This window comes from Luteimonas campi, from assembly GCF_051162505.1.
In the GTDB taxonomy this organism is placed as follows: Bacteria; Pseudomonadota; Gammaproteobacteria; order Xanthomonadales; family Xanthomonadaceae; genus Luteimonas.
This window is the reverse complement of sequence record NZ_JBNWEM010000002.1, coordinates 492,780-511,851: the sequence shown is the minus strand read 5'-3', so window position 1 is coordinate 511,851 and position 19,072 is coordinate 492,780. Positions and strand designations below refer to the sequence as shown.

Genomic DNA, 19,072 nt, shown 5'->3' with positions numbered 1-19,072 from the left:
CAATCTACAACGCGCTCAAATAAAGCCCGTGTGAATTTTCATGGTCGTCCGGCACGGCATTCGCGCCTGCCTGAAGCTGTTCATCCATGCGCTTGCGCATGTTCGACGGGCGTGCTGCGGATCGCGTCCTCACGCCGCGCATTGGATGGGGCGAAGACGCGCGTCGTCGTGGCCACCTGCGACTCGCCGAGCGCATCGCCGACCAGGATCAGACCGGGCAGCGCACCGTCCTCGACCGGCATCGCGGCGAGGCCGGCGAGCGTGGTGAGGACGCATCGCTCGTCCGGGCGCGACGCCCCCAGCACCACCGCGGCCGGCGTGTCGGCCGGCAGGTGCGCCATCAGCGCGCGGGCGATGCGCGCGCGCCGCGCCAGGCCCATGTAGATGGCCAGGGTGGTTCCGCTGCGCGCCAGCGCGGCCCAGTCGGGCTCGCCATGGTCGGCGGTGTGCGCGGTGACGAAGCTGACGCCGTGGCAGTGCGAGCGATGGGTGAGCGAGACGCCGAGCGCCGCGGCCGCGGCGAACGCGGCGCTGACGCCATTGACGACGCGGACCTGGAGGCCGGCCGCCTGCAGGAACGCGATCTCCTCGCCGGCGCGCCCGAACAGCAGTGCGTCGCCGCCTTTCACGCGCACTACCCGCAGGCCCTGCAGCGCGTAGCGCCGCATCAGCCGGCAGATGAAGTCCTGCGGCGTCGAACGACAGCCGCCGCGCTTGCCGACGCGGACCACGCGCGCGTCGGGGGCGAAGGCGGCGATGTCCGGATCCACCAGCTCGTCGAGCAGCAGCACCTCGGCCTGCCCCAGCGCACGCACCGCCTTCAGCGTCAGCAGTTCGAGGTCGCCGGGACCGGCGGAGAGCAGGACGACTTCGGCGGGCATGCGGCCGGAGATGGACGACTGGTGCTGCGTGTGCTGGGCCATGCCGTTCTCCGGTGGCGGTCTGGTCAGGCGCGCGCCGGCTCGCGGGCCAGGCGCAACAGCTGGGGCGTGCAGGAGCCGCAGACCGTGCCGCAGCCCAGCCGCTCGCGCAGGGCGGCGAGGTCGGCCCCGGCGCGCACTTCGTTGCGGATCGCCGATTCGGTGACCTGCCGGCAGACGCAGACCACGGGATCGCTCGCCACGCTGGCGAGCGTGGTGAAGGCCGACAGGCGCGGGCCCGGCCAGGGCGCACCGGAAAGCGCCGTGCGCAGCAGGGCTTCGCCGCCCGCGTCCGGCCCGCTCCAGAGCACGCCGTCGATGCGGCTGTCGGGCGCCCCGCCGCGCCAGGCCACGCGCCGCAGCAGGCCGCGGCGCGCATCGCGGTACTCGAGCGTGTCGGGGCCGGCGCCGAGATCGAGCGCGCGATCCAGCGCGGCCAGCCAGTCCGCGGGCATGGGGGCGGGCGATGCGGCGCGCAGCACGAGCCAGGCGATGTCCGCGCCTTCGTCGGTGTCCGCATCGACATCGGCCGCGGCCTGCAGCGACAGTCCGGCATAGCCGCAGTCGCGCAGCAGCGGCTGCAGCGCCTCGCGCATCGCCAGCGCATTGCCGCGGCGCGCGGCGAGCAGATGCCAGGCGAACCCGGCGCGCTCCACACGCACGGCAGCGTGCTTGAGTTCGGGTTGGCGCGAGCGCGGGTCCACCGCCGGCAGGCTGACCGCGTTGATGCCGCCGTTCGACAGGTGCTGGCCGCTCCAGTGCATGGCCGCGAAGACCGTGCCCGAGGACAGCTCGTCCGACAGCTCCAGCGGCAGCACCAGTTCGCCGCGTTTGCTGGCCACGCGCACCAGCTCGCCCGCCTTCAGTCCGCGTCGCGCGGCATCTTCCGGATGCATGCGCAGAGCCGGATCGGGGTTGTGCGCGTACAGCGCCGGCACGCGGCCGGTACGCGACATGCCGTGCCACTGGTCGCGGAGACGTCCGGTCAGCAGGCGCAGCGGATAACGCGCCGACACCGGTTCGGCAACGCTGCGGTAGGGCGTGGGATGGAAGTGCGCGCGGCCGTCGGCGGTGGCGAACACGCCGTTCGCATAGCGCCGCGCCTGCCCGGCCGTTGCTCCGGCGGGGATCGGCCACTGCTGCGGACCGCCGCGATCGAGCAGCGGATAGTCGAGTCCACCGATGTCGAGGTCGCGACCGACCGTGAGCGCACGGTGCTCGTCGAAGATCGCCGCCGGCGTCCCGGCGCCGAACAGCGGCGCAGCTCCTGGCGCAGCGAGTCTCGCCTCCAGCCTGAGTGCGACCTCGCGCGCGATCCACCAGTCCGGCTTCGCCTGCTCCGGCGGCGCCACCGCCGCGCGCACGCGCGAGATGCGCCGCTCGGAATTGGTGACCGTGCCTTCCTTCTCGCCCCAGGTGCTGGCCGGCAGCAGCGCGTCGGCGTAGGGCACGGTGTCGGTGCCGGCGTAGCACTCCTGCACGATGACGTACTCGGCGCGCTGCAGCGCTTCGCGCACGCGGCCGATGTCGGGCATCGAATGGGCGGGATTGGTGCAGGCGATCCAGACCGCCTTGACCCTGCCGCTGTGCAGTGCGTCGAACAGTTCCACCGCGGCCAGCCCCGGCTTTGCCGGCAGCGTCCCCGGCGCCAGCGACCACAGCGCCTCGACCTCGGCGCGGTGCGCCTGGTTGTCCAGTTCGCGATGCGCGGCCAGCATGGTCGCCATGCCGCCCACCTCGCGCCCGCCCATGGCGTTGGGCTGGCCGGTGAGCGAGAACGGCCCCGCGCCGGGGCGCCCGAGCTGGCGCGTGGCCAGGTGCAGGTGGATCAGGGCGAGGTTCTTGTCGGTGCCGTGCGCGGACTGGTTCAGGCCCATGCAGTACAGCGACAGCGCCGCAGCGCTGCGTCCGAACCATTCGGCCGCGGTCACCAGGTCCTGGGCCTCGATGCCGCAGAGTTCGGCCGACATGCGCGGCGTGTACTCGCGCAGCAGCTGCTTGAGCTCGCCGAAGCCGTGGGTATGCGCGGCGATGAAGTCCTGGTCCAGCAATCCTTCCCAGACCAGGTGGTGGAGCATGCCGTTGAACAGCGCGACGTCGGTGCCCGGCTGGATCGCGAGGTGCAGGTCGGCCATGGCTGCGGTATCGGTGCGGCGCGGATCGACCACGATCCAGCGCACCTGCGGGTCGCGCGCCTTCGCCTCTTCCAGCCGGCGGAACAGCACCGGATGCGCGTACGCCGCGTTGCTGCCTGCGAACAGCACGGTCCTGGCGTGCTCCAGATCCTCATAGCAGGTCGGCGGACCGTCGGCGCCGAAGGCCAGCCTGTAGCCGGCGACCGCGCTGGACATGCACAGGCGCGAATTGGTGTCGATGTTGGCGGTGCCGAGCAAGCCCTTGGCCAGCTTGTTGAAGACGTAGTAGTCCTCGGTCAGCAGCTGGCCGGAGAGATAGAAGGCGATCGCGTCCGGCCCGTGGCGCTCGACGATCCGCGCCAGGCGGTCGGCCACTGTGTCCAGGGCCAGGCCCCAGTCCACCGCGCGGCGCGCCTCGCCGCGGGTGGCGCGCAGCTCCGGCCGCAGGATCCGGCCCTGCAGGCTGCGCGCGCTCTCGGCCAGGCTGCGGCCCTTGCTGCACAGCCGGCCGAAGTTGGCCGGATGCGCGGGATCGCCTTCGACGCCGGTGATCTGCTCGCTGCCGTCGGCCTCGCGCCGGCTGTGCACCAGCACGCCGCAGCCCACGCCGCAGTAGCAGCAGGTCGAGCGCGTGGTGCGCGCCTGCGGTTGCAGGGCGTGGCCGCCGTCCATCAGGCGGCCACGCCCGCGTCGCGATCCTCGGCGGCGGGAACCGTCGCGGCGAGCGACAGCCACACCTCGCCGCCGCGCAGTTCCACCGCATGGCGGCGCGCGCAGCCCACGTCGGGCGCGCAGGCCTGTCCGCTGTCGAGCGCGATGTTCCAGCCGTGCAGCGGGCAGGCCACCGTGTCGCCGGCCACGATGCCCTGCGACAGCGGTCCGCCCTTGTGCGGGCAGCGGTCGGTCAGCGCGAACACGCGGTCGATGGCGGGACGGAACAGGGCGATGTCCTCGCCGTCCGCTCGGCGCAGCACGCGCGCGCCGAGCAGGGGGATCTCGTCGATCGCGCAGACGTGCAGCCAATGCTGTGTCGCATTCATGCTCATTCCTCCAGCGCCACCGCGGCCGGACGCGGGGGCGCATCGGCGGCCATCGTCAGCGGTACGTATTCCTTCGGCTTCGCGCCGGCGATGCGTGCGGCCCATGGATCGGGCAGGCCCTCGAGCGCGAACAGCAGCCGCTCGTACAGCGCGCGGCGGCTGCCGGCGTCCTCGACCACCTTGCGCTTGATGTAGTCCAGGCCCACGCGTTCGATGTAGTGCACCGTGCGGTCCAGGTAGTAGGCCTCCTCGCGATACAGCTGCAGGAAAGCGCCGGTGTATTCCTTCACCTCGTCTGCCGTGCGCACCTTGCACAGGAAGCGCGCCACCTCGGTGCGGATGCCGCCGTTGCCGCCGACGTGGATCTCCCAGCCCGAGTCCACCGCGATGATGCCCACGTCCTTGATGCCGCTCTCGGCGCAGTTGCGTGGGCAGCCGGACACCGCCAGCTTCACCTTGTGCGGGCTCCACATGTTGGCGAGCATCGTCTCCAGGTCGATGCCCATCTGGGGGCTGTTCTGGGTGCCGAAACGGCAGAACTCGCTGCCCACGCAGGTCTTCACCGTGCGGATCGACTTGCCATAGGCGTGGCCGGACTTCATCCCGAGGTCGCGCCACACGTCGACCAGGTCCTCCTTTTTCACCCCCAGCAGGTCGATGCGCTGGCCGCCGGTGACCTTCACCATCGGTACGGCGTACTTGTCGGCGACATCGGCGATGCGGCGCAGCTCGGACGCGTTGGTCACGCCGCCCTTCATCTGCGGGATCACCGAGAAGGTGCCGTCCTTCTGGATGTTGGCGTGGGCGCGCTCGTTGATGAAGCGGCTCTGCGGGTCGTCGATCGCCTCGCGCGGCCAGGTCGAGAGCATGTAGTAGTTGATCGCCGGCCGGCAGGTGGCGCAGCCGTTGGGCGTGCGCCATTCCATGAAGGCGTAGGCCTGGGCGTGGCTGACCAGGTGGTGTTCGCGGATGGCCTGGCGCACCTCGCCGTGGCTGCGGTCGGTGCAACCGCACACCGCCTTGGTCTTGGACGTCTCCTGGAAGTTCGAGCCCAGGCAGTTCATCAGGATCTGCTCGACCAGGCCGGTGCAGGAGCCGCAGGAGCTGGCCGCCTTGGTGTGCTTTTTCACCTCGTCCACGGTGAACAGGCCCTGCTCGCGCACCGCCTTGACGATGGTGCCCTTGCACACGCCGTTGCAGCCGCAGACCTCGTCGGCGTCGCCCATCGCGGCGGCGCGGTCCTGGCCGCCGGTGCCCGAGTCGCCCAGCGCGGCTTCGCCGAAGGCCAGGGTGTCGCGGCGGTCGCCGATGGCGGCGCCGTCCTTGATCTGCTTGAAGTACCAGGCGCCGTCGCCGGTGTCGCCGTACAGGCAGGCGCCCACCAGCCGGTCGTCGCGGATGACCAGCTTCTTGTACAGGCCGCCTGCGGGATCGCTGAGCACGATCTCCTCGGTGCCGTCGCCGCCCATGAACTCGCCGGCCGAGAACAGGTCGATGCCGGTGACCTTGAGCTTGGTGGACACCGCCGAGCCTCTGTAGATGCCGATGCCGAAGCTGGCCAGGTGGTTGGCGCAGACCTTGGCCTGCTCGAACAGCGGCGCCACGAGGCCATAGGCGATGCCGCGGTGCGCGGCGCATTCGCCGACCGCGTACACGCGCGGATCGAAGGTCTGCAGCGAGTCGTTGACCACGATGCCGCGGTTGCAGTGGATGCCGGCTTCCTGCGCCAGCGCGGTGTTGGGGCGGATGCCTGCGGCCATCACCACCAGGTCGGCGGGAATCTCGCTGCCGTCGGAAAAGCGCACGCCGACGACTTCGCCGGCGTCGTTGCCGAGGATCTCGCTGGTGGAGGTGTTGAGCCGGAACTTCAGTCCGCGCTCGACCAGGGATTTTTCCAGCAGCGCGCCGGCCACCGGGTCGAGCTGGCGTTCGAGCAGCCAGCCCGCCAGGTGCACCACGGTCACGTCCATCCCGCGCAGCATCAACCCGTTGGCCGCCTCCAGCCCGAGCAGGCCGCCGCCGATCACCACCGCGTGGCGCTTGACCTTCGCCGCGTCGATCATCGCCTGGGTGTCGTGGATGTCGCGGTAGCCGATCACGCCGCTCAGGTCCTTGCCGGGCACCGGCAGGATGAAGGGCAGCGAGCCGGTGGCCAGCAGCAGGCGGTCGTATCCGGCCTCGGTGCCATCGGCGGCGATCACCGTGCGGCGCACGCGGTCGATGCGGGTGACGGTCTTGCCCAGGTGCAGGCGGATGCCGTGGTCCGCGTACCAGGACAGCGGATTGAGCACGATGTCGTCGAAGTCCTGCTCGCCCGCCAGCACCGGCGAGAGCAGGATGCGGTTGTAGTTGGGGTGCGGCTCGGCGCCGAACACGGTGATGTCGTACATCCCGGGCACCAGCTTGAGCAGTTCTTCCAGCGTGCGGACACCGGCCATGCCGTTGCCGACCACCACCAGGCGGGGTTGTTTCATCGTCGTCTCCGGGTCAGATGCGCGCGGCGCCCAGCGCCAGCCACTGGCTGCGCCACTGCTGCTTGATGCTCAACAACAGCGCCCAGGCCGCGAGGCTGATCGCCACGAACAGCCACAGGCCGGGCGCATAGCTGCCGGACTGCTGCTTGACCACGCCCAGGCCCGCGGCGAGCAGGAAGCCGCCGACGCCGCCGGCCATGCCGATCAGCCCCGTCATCAGCCCGATGTCGCGGCCGAAGCGTTGCGGCACCAGCTGGAACACCGCGCCGTTGCCCGCGCCCAGGCTCAGCAGGGTGAGCACGAACAGCGCGACCACGCCCACCGCGCCGCCCAGCCCCAGCGCCGCGCCGGCGACCAGGCCCGCGACCGACAGATAGACCGCGAGCAGGGTGCGGGTGCCGCCGATGCGGTCGGCGATCACGCCGCCGACCGGGCGCATCACCGAACCGGCCAGCACGCAGGCGGCGGTGGCCCAGCCGGCGAGTTTGGGCTCGAAGCCGAACTGGTCGTGGAAGTATCCCGGCAGCGCGCTGGCGAAGCCGGCGAAGCCGCCGAAGGTGATCGCGTAGAAGCACATGAACCACCACGAGTCGCGGTTGCCCACCAGCACCTGCGCGTAGTCGCGCAGCCGCTTGCGTGCCACCGGCACCGGCGCGTCCTTCGCGCAGGTCGCGAACACGACCAGCACCACGACCAGCGGGATGCAGGCCAGGCCGAACACGTTGCGGAAGCCGAACATCGCCGCCAGCAGCGGCGCGAACAGCGCGGCCAGCACCGTGCCGGAATTGCCGGCGCCGGCGATGCCCATGGCCGTGCCCTGGTGCTCGGGCGGATACCAGCGCGAGGCCAGCGGCAGCGCCACCGCGAACGAGGCGCCGGCCACGCCCAGTGCCAGGCCGAGCAGCAGCACCTGGCCGACGCTGTGCACGCCCAGCCGCCAGGCCACCAGCAGGGCGGCGATCACCAGCGCCTGGGCGAGCAGCCCGGTGCGCTTGGCGCCGATGCGGTCGGCGAGCAGGCCCAGGAACAGGCGCAGCACCGCGCCGCACAGGATCGGCACGGCCACCATCAGCGCGCGCTGCTGGGTGTCGAGCTGCAGGGCTGCGGCGATCTGCACCTGCATGGGCCCCAGCAGGTACCAGACCATGAAGCTGAGGTCGAAGTAGAGGAAGGCCGACAGCAGGGTGGGCGTATGGCCGGCCTGCCAGAACGATCGGTTCATCCGTACACGCTCCTTGGAGGAGGGCCGTCGCCAATGGCGCGACCGGGGAGGGGAGGGCGAAACGAAAAACGGCGTCCTCCGGTGTGGGCCGGAGAGACGCCGTTGTCGGCGACCGGGCTGCCGTCGTTGGCGCCCGGTCGGGAAGGGAGGCCGGGCGCGCCTTTGCGCCCGACGGTTATTGCATCGCAACACGCGTGCCAGCCGTGCCGGCCCCTGTCTCAATCTGGAAAATCCTCGCAGGATCAGGCGATTGCATCTGCGCTGCGCGCGGCAGGGGCGCAATGCGGGCTCCCGAAATCGACGTTCTGCACTGAATTGGTGCGGATGGCGCACCTGGGTGGTGCGTGACGGCGGTGCGCCGCCTACTCCCAGCGCATCCCGTCGAACAGGATGCTGGTGCGGGTATCGCCGCGCGGAAGCGGGACGCCGGCCTGCAGGGCGGCCAGCCGGTAGGCGTCGATGCGGTGCACCTCGGCCAGCAGGGCGTCGTCGCCGTCGGCGTCCGGCGGCAGCCAGCCCCAGCGGCGGAACTGGTGCAGGAACCAGCGTCCGTCCGACAGCCAGGGGAAGTTGACCGCGCCGTCGCCGTGGAAGCGCAGGCCGCTGCCGCCGGCCAGCAGGCATTCGGCCAGGCGCGCGGGCGGCAGGTCGATCATGCCCTCGGCCAGCCACTGCGCGGCCTGGATCCGGTGCTGCGGATCCTCGTCGAGCCAGCGGCAGGCCTCGAGCACTGCGGCCGTCAGGGCGGTGGCGATGTCCGGCTCGAGCGCGGCGAAGCTGCGGCGGCAGGCCAGCACCTTTTCCGGATGCCCGGGCCAGATCCGGTCGCTGCGGATCACGCGCAGGCCGACGCCGCTGGCCTCGGCCTGCCCCGCCCAGGGCTCGCCCGCGCAGTAGCCGTCGATCTCACCGCGCGCCAGCGCCGCGGGCATGTCCGCCGGCGACAGGGTCAGTACCCGGATCTGGTGCAGCGGGTCGATGCCCTGCGCGGCCAGCCAGTAGTACAGCCACATGGCATGGGTGCCGGTGGGGAAGGTCTGCGCCAGCCGCGGTGCGCGCGCGTCCACCTGCAAAGCCTCGCGCAGCGGCGCGCCGTCCGCCAGCGCCTGCGCCGGCCCCGGCGCCAGCACGATCGCCTGGCCGTTCTGGTTGAGCGCCATCAGCACCGCCATCTGCCCGCGCGGACCGCCGATGCCGGCCTCGATGCCGTAGACCATGCCGGCCAGCGCGTGGGCCGCATCGAGTTCGCCCGACAGCAGCTTGTCGCGCACCGCCGCCCACGAGCCCTGGCGCAGCAGTTCCAGCTGCAGGCCATGGCGACGGTCGAGCCCCAGCCGGACCGCCGCCGCCAGCGGTGCGCAGTCCACCAGCGGCATGTAGCCCACGCGCAGGGTGCGCGGTGTGGCGTGGGGGCGGCTCATCCGATCAGGTCCGCCATGGCCACGATGCGCCGCGCCAGCTCGGCCAGCTTCAGGTTCTGCCGCATCGCCTGCTGGCGCAGGGCCGCGTAGGCCTCGCGTTCGCTCATGCCGCGCTTCTCCATCAGAAGGCCTTTGGCCTGTTCGATCGTCTTGCGGTCCTGCAGTTGCTGCTGCACGCCTTCGAGCTGCTGGCGCAGCTGCGCCTCCTGTTCGAAACGCGCCAGCGCCAGCTGCACGATCGGGCGCAGCCGCGAGGGCGCCAGCCCGTCGACCACGTAGGCGGCCACGCCCGCACCGACCGCTGCGCGGATCAGCTGCTCGTCGTCGCTGGCCGAGAACATCACCACCGGCCTGGGCGCGTGCCGATGCAGCATCGCCAGCTGTTCCAGCGTGTCGCGCGAAGGCGAGTCCACGTCGAGGATCACCACGTCCGGCCGATGCGTCTCCACGGCCCGCAGCAGGGCGGCGGCGCCGTCGATCCCGTCCAGCACCTCGTGCCCGGCCTCGACCAGGGCCGCGCGCAGCTCGCCGATCGGCTTGGCGGTGTCGTTGATCAGCAGGATGCGCGGCATGCGCGTCTCGGCAGCTGGCGGGGAGGAGGGGTTGGCGCTATGTTGCCCTGCAACATAAGCGCAACCGGCGCGGATTGCCAAGGAGGCCGCGATGCCGCTGTATCCGATGTTCGTCGACCTGGCCGGTCGCGAGGTGCTGGTGGTGGGCGGCGGCGACGTGGCGCTGCGCAAGATCGAGGCGCTGCTGCATGCCGGCGCGCGGGTGCGGCTGCACGCCCATGAGTTGCACCCGCAACTGGTCGCGCTGCAGGCGCAGGGCCGGATCGAGCGCCTGGACGGCGGCTTCGACGACGCCTGGCTCGCGTCGGCGCGGCTGCTGGTGGTGGCGACCGACGATGCATCGCTCAACGCGCGCCTGGCCGCGCAGGCCGACGCGCGCGGGCTGTTGGTCAACGTGGTCGACGACGCGGGCCTGTCGAGCTTCCAGGTGCCGGCGGTGATCGATCGCGCCCCGCTGCAGCTGGCGATCTCTTCGGGTGGCGCGGCGCCGATGCTGGCGCGGCGCCTGCGCGAACGGCTGGAGACCGAACTCGACCCCGCGCTGGGGCCGCTGGCGACGCTGTTCGCCACCCACCGCGCCGCGATCCGCGCGCGCCTGCCGGACCTGGCCCGGCGCCGGCGCTGGTTCGACGCGGTCATCGACGGCGCCGTACCGGCGCTGTTGCGCGCCGGCCACGACGCGGAGGCCGAGGCCACCTTCCTGGCGCTGCTCGAGTCGGGGCATCCGGCCGGCGGCGGCCGCCTCAGCCTGGTGGGCGCCGGCCCCGGTGATCCCGGCCAGCTCAGCCTCGCCGCGCTGCGGGCGATGAACCTCGCCGACGTGCTGGTCGTCGATCCGGGCGTGACGGACGCGGTGCTGGCGCTGGCGCGCAAGGACGCCGCGCGTGAAGCCGCCGCGGCGGCGCCGGACGGTGCGCAGGCGCAGCTGCGCGCGCATGCGGCCGCGGGTCGCCATGCGGTCTGGCTGCGACCGGGCGACGGATTCCGCGTGGCGCCGTTCGACGCGATCGCGGCGAGCCTTGCGCAGGATCCGTGGCCCTGCGAGCTGCATCCGGGCATCGCCTCCGCAGGCGGCTGATCGCCGCCCTGCGGCGCGCGCCTACTCCGCCGTCGCCAACGGATCGCGTGCGTGGCCGGAGGCCATCACCAGCCGCTGCAGGTCTTCCTCGAGCCGGGAGATGCGCTCGGCCAGCACCACGGTCTCGACCGGGTTCACGTGCACCAGGCTTTCCAGCAACTCGGACATCTGCTGCAGCCGGCTGCGATGCTCGTACACGTCGAGGTGGCCACGCCGGGCGCGCAGCTCTTCCACCACTCGTCCGGTCGCGCCCGGATCGCGGAAGTGGTCGCGCAGCACCAGCTGCAGGCGCGCGGCCATGCGCAGCGCCGCGTCGCTCCAGGGTTCGCTGGCGCCGCGCACGGTCTCGTTCCAGGCCGCGAAGCTCCTGCGCGGGCCGATGCGCGTGCCGTCGGCGTCGATCACGAAGGGTTCGTCCGGGCGGCCGGCCCAGCGCACGTCCTCCACTTCCTCGCAGCGGAAGAACAGCAGCCATTCGCCGCGCACCGGATCCAGCGGCAGCGCCAGCACCCCGGCGATGCCGTCGGTGGACCCATCCTGCGCATTCCAGTCGGCGGCGCGCGCGGTCGCGACCGGCGCGCCGGCCTGGGCCGCGTGCGCGAGCCAGGCCTGGACGCCGGCGATGCACGTGGCCGGCGGCGTGCGTCCGGCCGTGCGCCACTGCCCGTCCCGCAGCAGCGCGACGCCGTCGGACGGCATGGTGCGCCGCACCAGCTCCAGTTCGTCCTGCAGTGCGGCGCGCCCGGACGCGGCCCGCGACAGCCGCAGCGCCAGCGCATCGCGCACCGCGCGCGCCTCGTCCTCCAGCCGCGTGGCCTCCTGCTGTTCGCGCGCGGCCACGCGCATCGAGACGAACAGCCCGAACAGGTCCGCCGCGGCGCGCACGCCCGGCGGCACGTGGCGCACCTCGCGGTGGTGGCAGGCGATCAGGCCCCACAGGCGGCCGCCGGCGACGATCGAGATCGACATCGACGCGGCCACGCCCATGTTGGCCAGGTACTCCAGGTGCACCGGCGAGACGCTGCGCAGCGACATCTGGCTCAGGTCCAGCGGCTGGCCGCCGGCACCGCGGTCGGGCAGCACCGGCACCGGCGCGTAGCGCGCGTCGGGGATCACGCGGATGCGGTTGTGCAGGTAGAGCCGTCGCGCCTGCACCGGGATATCCGAGGCCGGGTAGCGCAGGCCCAGGTAGGAGGGCATGTCCCCGTCGCGCGCCTCGGCCACCACCTCGCCCGAATCGTCGTGGCGGAAGCGGTAGACCATCACCCGGTCGTAGCCGGTCAACAGGCGCACCTGCTCGACCACGCGCTGGTGGAAGGCGCCCTCGTCCTCGCTGCCGGCGGCTACGCGCGCGATCATCGCCTGCGCCACCACGGTCGGCGAACGGTCGCCGGCGCCGCGCTGCTGCGGCTCGATCTCGATGTGCACCAGTCCGTCGATGGCGTGCACGCTCACCTCGCACAGCGTGGCCATCGGCCCGATGTTGGCCACCGCCGCGCGCTGCGACGGGCCGCCGGGATCAGCGAAGCCCACGGTTTCGGAAATGGTCTGGATGACGTCGCCGGTGATGAATTCGCGCAGCGGGTGGCGCAGCATGTCCTCCGGGGCCGCGCCGGTGAGCGCCTCGATGTTGGCCGAGACATGGTGGATCGACCAGTCGGGCAGGCGGCAGCTGATCAGGTAGCCGTGCGGCTGGATGGCGCCGGACAGGTGGATCGGTTCGCTGGCGCAGGTCTGCAGGGCGCGTTCCATTTCAGGGGTCATCGGCAGTTGCGGTCTCGGCAGTGGAAGGAATGCGGTCGAAGCTGCGTTCGAAGCAGGTGCGCACCAGCGCGAACGCCGCGCGCGCGCCGGCCTCCGCGCTGGCCATGCGGGGCGCATCGTCCGCATCGAAGGCCTGCAGGGACGCGCGCAGGCGGGCCCATTCGTCCGAGGCCGCATGCCGCGACAGGAAGGTCGCACCCCGGCCCTCGCCATGGCCCAGGCGCCGCGCGTCGCGCAGCAGCCCGCGCGCACCCATGCTGCTGCCGGCCATGACGTAGCGCCAGCCCAGCCGGGTGGCCGCGTCCGCTGCCGTATCCTGCACGCCCTGCGCGGTCAGGGGATCGAGCGCCAGCCAGGTCAGATCGTTCGCCAGCCAGGCCGACTGCTGCGGCAGCGCATCGGTGGCGATCTCGAAGTCCACCGTGAAACGGTGCATGCCCAGCACGTAGCGCCGGTAATGGCCGGGCGAATCGAGACCGTTGCCGAACAGCCCGTCGATCCCGGCGTGCAGCTCCGCGGTGGCGGCCCGCAGGCGCGCATGCGCGGGGCCGGGGCCGGGGGCCGCCGGAATCGGAAGGGGGGTGGGGATCATTGCGGCCAGCATACCGGAGGGGCGCGTTCCGCCGTGGCCGGGCCTGTTCAGTCATGTGAGCGTGACCGGCCCGCGCGAGCCGCCGCTTACAATGCGCGCCCGACCTCCGCGACCTGTGCCGTGCGCTTTCCCGACTACGACTTCGCCAGCCATCACCTCGAAGTGCGGCCGGGCATCCGCATGCACTACCTCGACGAGGGCCCGCGCCAGGGCGAGGTCGTGGTGATGGTCCACGGCAACCCGTCGTGGAGCTATTACTGGCGTCACCTCGTGCGCGGGCTGCGCGACCGCTACCGCTGCATCGTGCCCGACCACATCGGCATGGGCCTGTCGGACAAACCCGACGACGCGGTCCGCGCGCTGCCGCGCTACGACTACACCCTGCAGTCGCGCGTGGACGATCTGCAGGCGCTGCTCGCGCATCTGGGCGTGGACGGGCCGGTGACCCTGGCGGTGCACGACTGGGGCGGAATGATCGGCTTCGGCTGGGCGCTCTCGCACATGCCGCAGGTGCGCCGGCTGGTGGTGCTCAACACCGCCGCCTTCCCGATGCCGGCCGACAAGGCCATGCCCTGGCAGATCGCGCTGGGTCGCGACTACAACCTCGGCGAGCTGGTGATCCGCGGCTTCAACGCGTTCTCGGCCGGCGCGTCGTGGCTGGGCGTCGAACGACGCATGCCGGCCGAGGTGCGGCGGGCCTACGTCGCGCCCTACGACTCATGGAAGCACCGCATCTCCACCGTGCGCTTCATGCAGGACATCCCGCTGTCGGAGAAGGACCGGGCCTGGCCGCTGCTCGAAGCCGCCGGAAAAGCGCTGCCGCGCTATGCCGACCGGCCCGTCTTCATCGGATGGGGGCTGAAGGATTTCGTGTTCGACCACCATTTCCTGGCGCGTTTCCGCAAGGACCTGCCGGGCGCGGAGGTGATGGCCTTCGACGATGCCGGCCATTACGTGCTCGAGGACAAGCACGAGGTGCTGGTGCCGGCGGTGCGCGACTTCCTGGAGCGTCACCCGCTGTAGTCCGGCCGGCGCACCGCGCCGCCGCACGTCCATGATCTCGCTCAGGCCGCCACGGGAGGCAGCCGGGGCGTGGGCGGGCTGCTGCCGTTGTCGTCGGGCTGGTCGTCGTCGTTGTCGGCCGCGTCGCGCCAGCGCCAGTCGGCGAGCGTCAGCGGCGACAGGCCGTGCGCGAGGCGCGCACGGTCGCATTGCGCGCTGGCCGCGCCGTATTCCCAGGACGCGTCCACCTCGCGGCACACGGACGGACGGCGCGGATGGATCGTGCAGCGCGAGTACTCGCCGATGCGCGCATCCAGCGCCACGCAATGCACCGGCTCGCTGCGGGTGCCGCGCATGCACAGCCGGTGCGCGTCCAGGCGCTCGGTCAGCTCGGCGGGCACGCCGCCCTCGGCCGCCTGGTCCGACTCCATCCAGTGGAACGCCACCCGGTACTGCGCACAGCAGGCGCCGCAGCTGAGACAGGGGTGGGTCATGGCGGTCGCGCGCGGGGACAGGACGCGGATCTTCCGGTCCGGCCGGGTCGTGCGCAAGCGCCGGGTTCCGGTGGTTCAGCGGGCCGCGTCCAGCCCCATCTGCCAGAAGCCCGCCTCCAATCGCGCCGCCTTGGCGAAGATCGCCACCAGCTCGGGGAAGCGGGCGGCGCTGCCGTAGCGCCGGTCCAGGTCGTCCAGCCAGGCGTCGGCGTGGGCGGCCACGGCCTGGAAGGCGTCGCCGGCGTACTCGCCGATCCACTCGCGATAGGGGTGCCGGGGGTCGAGCGCGGCCGCGCCCTGCGGCGCCAGCCTTCGCCCGATCTCCGCATAGCCCAGGGTGCAGGGCGTCAGCGCGACCTGCAGGTCGAGCAGGTCGCCGGACATGCCGATGTCCAGCACCCAGCGCGTATAGGCCACCGTGGCGGCGTGTTCGGGCGTGGCCTCCACTTCGGCGGCCGACAGCCCCCAGCGTTCGCACAGGCGCAGGTGCAGGTTCATTTCCACGTCCACGATCGCGGCCAGGCCGTCCTTGGCCGCGCGCATGTCGGCAAGCGTGCGTGCCTTGCAGGCGGCCAGCGCGTGCGCGCGCGCGAACTGGATCAGGAACAGGTAGTCCTGCACCAGGTAGTGGCGGAAGCCGGTTGCCGGCAGCCTGCCGTCGCCCAGGCCGCGCACGAAGGCGTGGTCGACGTAGGCGTTCCAGTCGTCGGCGGCCGCGGCCTTGAGGCGTTCGAGCAGCGACATCAGCCGGCCTCCGCGTACACGGCGTCGAAGAACGCCAGCTCCAGCGCCACCGCGCGCGCGAAGAAGTCGCGCGCCAGCGCCTCCTCCGCCGGGCCCACGCGGTCGAGTTCGGCGCGCAGGAAACCGACGAACTCCTCGAAGAAGGGGTTGTCGTGCAGGGTGATCCATTCGGCGTGGACGAAGTTGTCCGGAAGAGGCTGCGGCGCGCGCTGCGCCCAGTCCAGGTACAGGCCTTCTGCCACGTTGAGCACCGCCAGCGCGACGGCGTAGGAGCGCGTGGCCGCGGCCTCGCGCATCAGCGCCTTGAAGCCGGCGGTCGGTGCGGCGTCGGGGGCGGCCGTGCGTGCGTGCTGGTCCACGCCCAGTGCCTCGAAGGCGCGCAGGAAGTAGTCGTTCTCCTCGCTGCAGACCATGCCGGCGAAGCGGCCCAGGCGCAGCCGCGACTCGAACCGGTCGGCGCTGGCGATGGCCGCACCGAGCAGGGTCACGAAAGCGTCGATGAAGCGATGGTCCTGCACCAGGTAGCGCGCCATCGCCGCATCCCCGATGCGGCCGCTGCACAGTTCGCGCACGAAGCGGTGCTCGACCGCCTGCGTCCAGGCCGCGGCATGCTCGGCGCGCAGGCGTTCGTTGAAAGCCGGATCCATCGTGTCTGTTTCCTGTCGGAGCGTAAGGGCGGCGCGATTGTCGGCCGCCGGCGGCGGAACGTCCATGCGCGGGCAGCCCGTCCTGCTTCGGCTGCGGCCACGATGGCCCGGGTGCGGGAATGCCGCGCCGATGCAGGACCGAAGCTCCAGCGAAGGCACCGGCAGCCGATGGAACGGGCGGCCCGCCTGCACGGCGGTGCGCCGCAGGCTCCGCCCGCGCCAGTCGGCGATAATCGCCCCATGACCGCTCCCTGCAACATCGCCGCCGCGCTGCCGCGGCTGGCCGCCGAGGCGCCCTCGCGCATCGCCATGCGCTGCCCCGGCCCGCGCGGCGACTACGCCGTCTCGCTCAGCTATGGCGAACTCGATGCCCGCAGCGATGCCATCGCCGCCGGCCTGGCCCGCCGCGGCATCGTGCGCGGCACGCGCACGGTGCTGATGGTGCGGCCCACGCCGGAGTTCTTCCTGCTGATGTTCGCGCTGTTCAAGGCCGGCGCGGTGCCGGTGCTGGTGGATCCGGGCATCGACCGCCGCGCATTGCGCCAGTGCCTTAATGAGGCGCAGCCGGAAGCCTTCATCGGCATCCCGCTGGCGCAGCTGGCGCGGGTGCTGCTGGGCTGGGCGAAGTCGGCGCGGGTCCGCATCACCACCGGCCGCCGCGCGCTGCTGGCCGACGCGAGCCTCGCCGAAGTCGAACGCGATGGCGCCGGCGCCGGTCCACAGCTGAGCGACACCGCGCCCGACGAAGTCGCCGCGATCCTGTTCACCAGCGGATCGACCGGCGTGCCCAAGGGCGTGGTCTACCGCCACCGGCATTTCGTGGCGCAGATCGACATGCTGCGCGACGCGTTCGGGATCGCGGCCGGCGGCGTCGATTTCCCCACCTTCCCGCCGTTCGCGCTGTTCGATCCCGCCCTGGGGCTGACCTCGATCATCCCCGACATGGACCCCACCCGCCCGGCCGCGGCCGATCCGGCGAAACTGCATGCGGCGATCGCGCGTTTCGGCGTGGACCAGCTGTTCGGCTCGCCGGCGCTGATGCGGGTGCTGGCCGGACATGGCGCCCCCTTGCCCACGATCAGGCGGGTGACTTCGGCCGGTGCGCCGGTGCCGCCGGACGTGGTGGCCAGGATGCTGGAACTGTTGCCGGCTGAAGCCGGCTTCTGGACGCCTTACGGGGCGACCGAATGCCTGCCGGTGGCGGTGATCGAGGGCCGCGAACTGCTGCAGCTGCGCGAACGTACCGAATGCGGCGCGGGCACCTGCGTGGGCCGACCGGTGCCCCCGAACGAGGTGCGCATCATCCGCACCGGCGACGAGGCGATCGCCGACTGGTCGGACAGCCTGCTGGTCGCGCCGGGCGAGGTGGGCGAGATCACCGTGGCCGGACCCAGTGCGACCGATGCCTACTTCAACCGCGAGGCGCAGACGCGGCTGGCCAAGATCCGTGAGCGCCTGCCCGACGGCGGCGAGCGCATCGTCCACCGCATGGGCGACCTGGGCTGGTTCGACGACGCGGGGCGGCTGTGGTTCTGCGGCCGCAAGTCGCACCGGGTCGAGACCGCCGCAGGGCCGCTCTACACCGAGCAGGTCGAGCCGGTGTTCAACGTGCACCCGGAGGTGCGCCGCACCGCGCTGGTGGGCGTGGGCGCGCGCGGCGTGCAGCGACCGGTGCTGTGCGTCGAACTCGTTGCTGGTGGCGGGGCCGCTCAGCACGCGCGCATCGCCACGGAGCTGCGCGCCATCGGCGCGCGCTTCGCGCATACCGCGGCTATCTACACGGTGCTGTTCCATCCGCGTTTCCCGGTCGATATCCGCCACAACGCCAAGATCGGCCGCGAAGCGCTCGCGCGATGGGCCGCCACCCGCATCGGGAGCCTGGCATGAAGATCCTCGTCACCGGCGGCGGCGGTTTCCTCGGGCAGGCGCTGTGCCGCGGCCTGGTCGAGCGCGGCCACGAGGTCGTGAGCTTCAATCGCGGCCACTACCCGGCGCTCGACGCCCTGGGCGTACGCCAGCTGCAGGGCGACCTGGCCGACGCCGGCGCCGTGCGCGCAGCCGCGCAGGGCGTGCAGGCGATCTTCCACAACGCCGCCAAGGCCGGTGCCTGGGGCAGCTACGAGAGCTACCACCGGGCCAACGTGGTCGGCACCCGCAACGTGCTCGACGCTTGCGTGGCCCACGGCATTGGCCGGCTGGTCTACACCTCCACGCCCAGCGTCACCCATCGCAAGACCCATCCGGTCGAGGGCGGCACCGCCGACAGCGTGCCCTATGGCGAAGGCTTCAAGGCGCCATACGCGACCACCAAGCTGATCGCCGAGAAGGAAGTGCTGGCCACCAACGGCCGCGCGCTGGCCGATGGCGCCACGTTGGCGACCATCGCGCTGCGTCCACGGCTGATCTGGGGCCCGGGCGACCAGCAGATCCTGCCGCGCCTGGTGGAGCGCGCCCGGGCCGGGCGCCTGCGCCTGGTCGGCGATGGCGGCAACCGCATCGACACCACCTACATCGACAACGCCGCACAGGCGCATTTCGATGCGTTCGAACACCTCGCGCCCGGCGCGGCCTGTGCCGGGCGCGCCTACTTCATCAGCAACGGCGAACCGATGGCCACGCGCGAGATCGTCAACGCGCTGTTGGCCGCGGCGGGTGCGCCGCGGGTCGAGGGCACGATTCCGTTCGCGGCCGCGTACGCGATCGGCGCGGTCTGCGAAACGTTGTGGCCGCTACTGCGGCTGCGTGGCGAACCGCCGATGACGCGATTCCTGGCCGAGCAGCTCAGCACCAGCCACTGGTACTCGATGGAGCCGGCGCGGCGCGATTTCGGCTACGTACCGCGGGTGTCGATCGAGGAAGGGCTGCGCCGGCTGCGGACGGCCTGGGCCGTCACCGACACCAGCCCCTGAACGGCCTGGGCCGTTCACGACGGCCTCACCCCGTTCTCACCAACCCGCGACCGGGGCT

16 protein-coding genes are annotated in these 19,072 nt (G+C 72.1%); 4 read left to right on the top strand and 12 right to left on the bottom strand.

The window, feature by feature from the left end; genetic code table 11:
- Positions 1-80 precede the first annotated feature (80 nt).
- From cobA to ACQYVW_RS07245, 7 genes are all read right to left on the bottom strand, one after another.
- Positions 81-923, bottom strand: coding sequence for a uroporphyrinogen-III C-methyltransferase (gene cobA / locus ACQYVW_RS07275; RefSeq protein WP_434946515.1), 843 nt, complete (start codon positions 921-923; stop codon positions 81-83).
- A 23-nt stretch (positions 924-946) separates the two neighbouring features.
- Complete coding sequence (locus ACQYVW_RS07270; protein ID WP_434946514.1) at positions 947-3,727, bottom strand: nitrate reductase; 2,781 nt, start codon at positions 3,725-3,727, stop codon at positions 947-949.
- Positions 3,727-4,101, bottom strand: coding sequence for a nitrite reductase small subunit NirD (nirD, locus tag ACQYVW_RS07265; RefSeq protein ID WP_434946513.1), 375 nt, complete (start codon positions 4,099-4,101; stop codon positions 3,727-3,729). Before nirD ends, ACQYVW_RS07270 begins: the two co-directional genes overlap by 1 nt.
- Positions 4,098-6,569: a nitrite reductase large subunit NirB gene (gene nirB, locus ACQYVW_RS07260; protein WP_434946512.1), complete on the bottom strand. Its 2,472-nt coding sequence runs from the start codon at positions 6,567-6,569 to the stop codon at positions 4,098-4,100. The genes nirD and nirB overlap by 4 nt, the downstream gene beginning before the upstream one ends.
- A 13-nt stretch (positions 6,570-6,582) precedes the next feature.
- A complete protein-coding gene (locus ACQYVW_RS07255) occupies positions 6,583-7,752 on the bottom strand; it encodes a nitrate/nitrite transporter (RefSeq protein WP_434946862.1) in 1,170 nt (389 codons plus the stop codon).
- 401 nt (positions 7,753-8,153) lie between these two features.
- On the bottom strand, positions 8,154-9,212 hold the full coding sequence (locus ACQYVW_RS07250) for a CmpA/NrtA family ABC transporter substrate-binding protein (RefSeq protein WP_434946511.1): 1,059 nt from the start codon (positions 9,210-9,212) through the stop codon (positions 8,154-8,156).
- Complete coding sequence (locus ACQYVW_RS07245; protein ID WP_434935106.1) at positions 9,209-9,784, bottom strand: ANTAR domain-containing response regulator; 576 nt, start codon at positions 9,782-9,784, stop codon at positions 9,209-9,211. The genes ACQYVW_RS07250 and ACQYVW_RS07245 overlap by 4 nt, the downstream gene beginning before the upstream one ends.
- 91 nt (positions 9,785-9,875) lie before the next feature.
- Between ACQYVW_RS07245 and ACQYVW_RS07240 the strand changes: the two genes are divergently transcribed.
- Complete coding sequence (locus ACQYVW_RS07240) at positions 9,876-10,862, top strand: siroheme synthase (protein ID WP_434946510.1); 987 nt, start codon at positions 9,876-9,878, stop codon at positions 10,860-10,862.
- Between the two features lie 21 nt (positions 10,863-10,883).
- Here ACQYVW_RS07240 and ACQYVW_RS07235 read toward each other — a convergent pair whose 3' ends face one another.
- Positions 10,884-12,626, bottom strand: coding sequence for a GAF domain-containing protein (locus ACQYVW_RS07235; protein WP_434946509.1), 1,743 nt, complete (start codon positions 12,624-12,626; stop codon positions 10,884-10,886).
- Positions 12,616-13,218 carry a biliverdin-producing heme oxygenase gene (locus ACQYVW_RS07230; RefSeq protein ID WP_434946508.1) on the bottom strand — a complete coding sequence of 201 codons (603 nt, stop codon included), beginning with the start codon at positions 13,216-13,218 and terminating at the stop codon, positions 12,616-12,618. The genes ACQYVW_RS07235 and ACQYVW_RS07230 overlap by 11 nt, the downstream gene beginning before the upstream one ends.
- Before the next feature lie 180 nt (positions 13,219-13,398).
- On the opposite strand from ACQYVW_RS07230, the gene ACQYVW_RS07225 reads away from it, so the two are divergent.
- Positions 13,399-14,241 (top strand): alpha/beta fold hydrolase, encoded by an 843-nt coding sequence (locus ACQYVW_RS07225; protein ID WP_434946861.1) that lies wholly within the window; start codon positions 13,399-13,401, stop codon positions 14,239-14,241.
- A gap of 41 nt (positions 14,242-14,282) precedes the next feature.
- On the opposite strand, the gene ACQYVW_RS07220 is transcribed toward ACQYVW_RS07225, so the two are convergent.
- The 3 genes from ACQYVW_RS07220 to ACQYVW_RS07210 form a co-directional block, all read right to left on the bottom strand.
- Positions 14,283-14,714, bottom strand: coding sequence for a YkgJ family cysteine cluster protein (locus tag ACQYVW_RS07220; protein ID WP_434946507.1), 432 nt, complete (start codon positions 14,712-14,714; stop codon positions 14,283-14,285).
- 75 nt (positions 14,715-14,789) lie between these two features.
- Positions 14,790-15,458 carry a thiaminase II gene (gene tenA, locus ACQYVW_RS07215; RefSeq protein WP_434946506.1) on the bottom strand — a complete coding sequence of 223 codons (669 nt, stop codon included), beginning with the start codon at positions 15,456-15,458 and terminating at the stop codon, positions 14,790-14,792.
- Positions 15,458-16,105, bottom strand: coding sequence for a TenA family protein (locus ACQYVW_RS07210; protein WP_434946505.1), 648 nt, complete (start codon positions 16,103-16,105; stop codon positions 15,458-15,460). Before ACQYVW_RS07210 ends, tenA begins: the two co-directional genes overlap by 1 nt.
- Before the next feature lie 240 nt (positions 16,106-16,345).
- Here ACQYVW_RS07210 and oleC point away from each other — a divergent pair, with 240 nt between their 5' ends.
- Positions 16,346-17,992, top strand: coding sequence for an olefin beta-lactone synthetase (oleC, locus tag ACQYVW_RS07205; RefSeq protein ID WP_434946504.1), 1,647 nt, complete (start codon positions 16,346-16,348; stop codon positions 17,990-17,992).
- Positions 17,989-19,014 carry a 2-alkyl-3-oxoalkanoate reductase gene (gene oleD / locus ACQYVW_RS07200; protein WP_434946503.1) on the top strand — a complete coding sequence of 342 codons (1,026 nt, stop codon included), beginning with the start codon at positions 17,989-17,991 and terminating at the stop codon, positions 19,012-19,014. Before oleC ends, oleD begins: the two co-directional genes overlap by 4 nt.
- Positions 19,015-19,072 lie beyond the last annotated feature (58 nt).

What these genes read in the sequence shown, in the direction of transcription:
- ACQYVW_RS07230 (WP_434946508.1), bottom strand. Translation starts at nt 13,218, where the DNA reads ATGATCCCCACCCCCCTTCCGATTCCGGCGGCCCCCGGCCCCGGCCCC.
- ACQYVW_RS07235 (WP_434946509.1), bottom strand. Translation starts at nt 12,626, where the DNA reads ATGACCCCTGAAATGGAACGCGCCCTGCAGACCTGCGCCAGCGAACCG.
- oleC (WP_434946504.1), top strand. Translation starts at nt 16,346, where the DNA reads ATGACCGCTCCCTGCAACATCGCCGCCGCGCTGCCGCGGCTGGCCGCC.
- ACQYVW_RS07245 (WP_434935106.1), bottom strand. Translation starts at nt 9,784, where the DNA reads ATGCCGCGCATCCTGCTGATCAACGACACCGCCAAGCCGATCGGCGAG.
- ACQYVW_RS07250 (WP_434946511.1), bottom strand. Translation starts at nt 9,212, where the DNA reads ATGAGCCGCCCCCACGCCACACCGCGCACCCTGCGCGTGGGCTACATG.
- ACQYVW_RS07220 (WP_434946507.1), bottom strand. Translation starts at nt 14,714, where the DNA reads ATGACCCACCCCTGTCTCAGCTGCGGCGCCTGCTGTGCGCAGTACCGG.
- oleD (WP_434946503.1), top strand. Translation starts at nt 17,989, where the DNA reads ATGAAGATCCTCGTCACCGGCGGCGGCGGTTTCCTCGGGCAGGCGCTG.
- tenA (WP_434946506.1), bottom strand. Translation starts at nt 15,458, where the DNA reads ATGTCGCTGCTCGAACGCCTCAAGGCCGCGGCCGCCGACGACTGGAAC.
- ACQYVW_RS07270 (WP_434946514.1), bottom strand. Translation starts at nt 3,727, where the DNA reads ATGGACGGCGGCCACGCCCTGCAACCGCAGGCGCGCACCACGCGCTCG.
- ACQYVW_RS07240 (WP_434946510.1), top strand. Translation starts at nt 9,876, where the DNA reads ATGCCGCTGTATCCGATGTTCGTCGACCTGGCCGGTCGCGAGGTGCTG.
- ACQYVW_RS07225 (WP_434946861.1), top strand. Translation starts at nt 13,399, where the DNA reads ATGCACTACCTCGACGAGGGCCCGCGCCAGGGCGAGGTCGTGGTGATG.
- nirD (WP_434946513.1), bottom strand. Translation starts at nt 4,101, where the DNA reads ATGAGCATGAATGCGACACAGCATTGGCTGCACGTCTGCGCGATCGAC.
- ACQYVW_RS07210 (WP_434946505.1), bottom strand. Translation starts at nt 16,105, where the DNA reads ATGGATCCGGCTTTCAACGAACGCCTGCGCGCCGAGCATGCCGCGGCC.
- cobA (WP_434946515.1), bottom strand. Translation starts at nt 923, where the DNA reads ATGGCCCAGCACACGCAGCACCAGTCGTCCATCTCCGGCCGCATGCCC.
- nirB (WP_434946512.1), bottom strand. Translation starts at nt 6,569, where the DNA reads ATGAAACAACCCCGCCTGGTGGTGGTCGGCAACGGCATGGCCGGTGTC.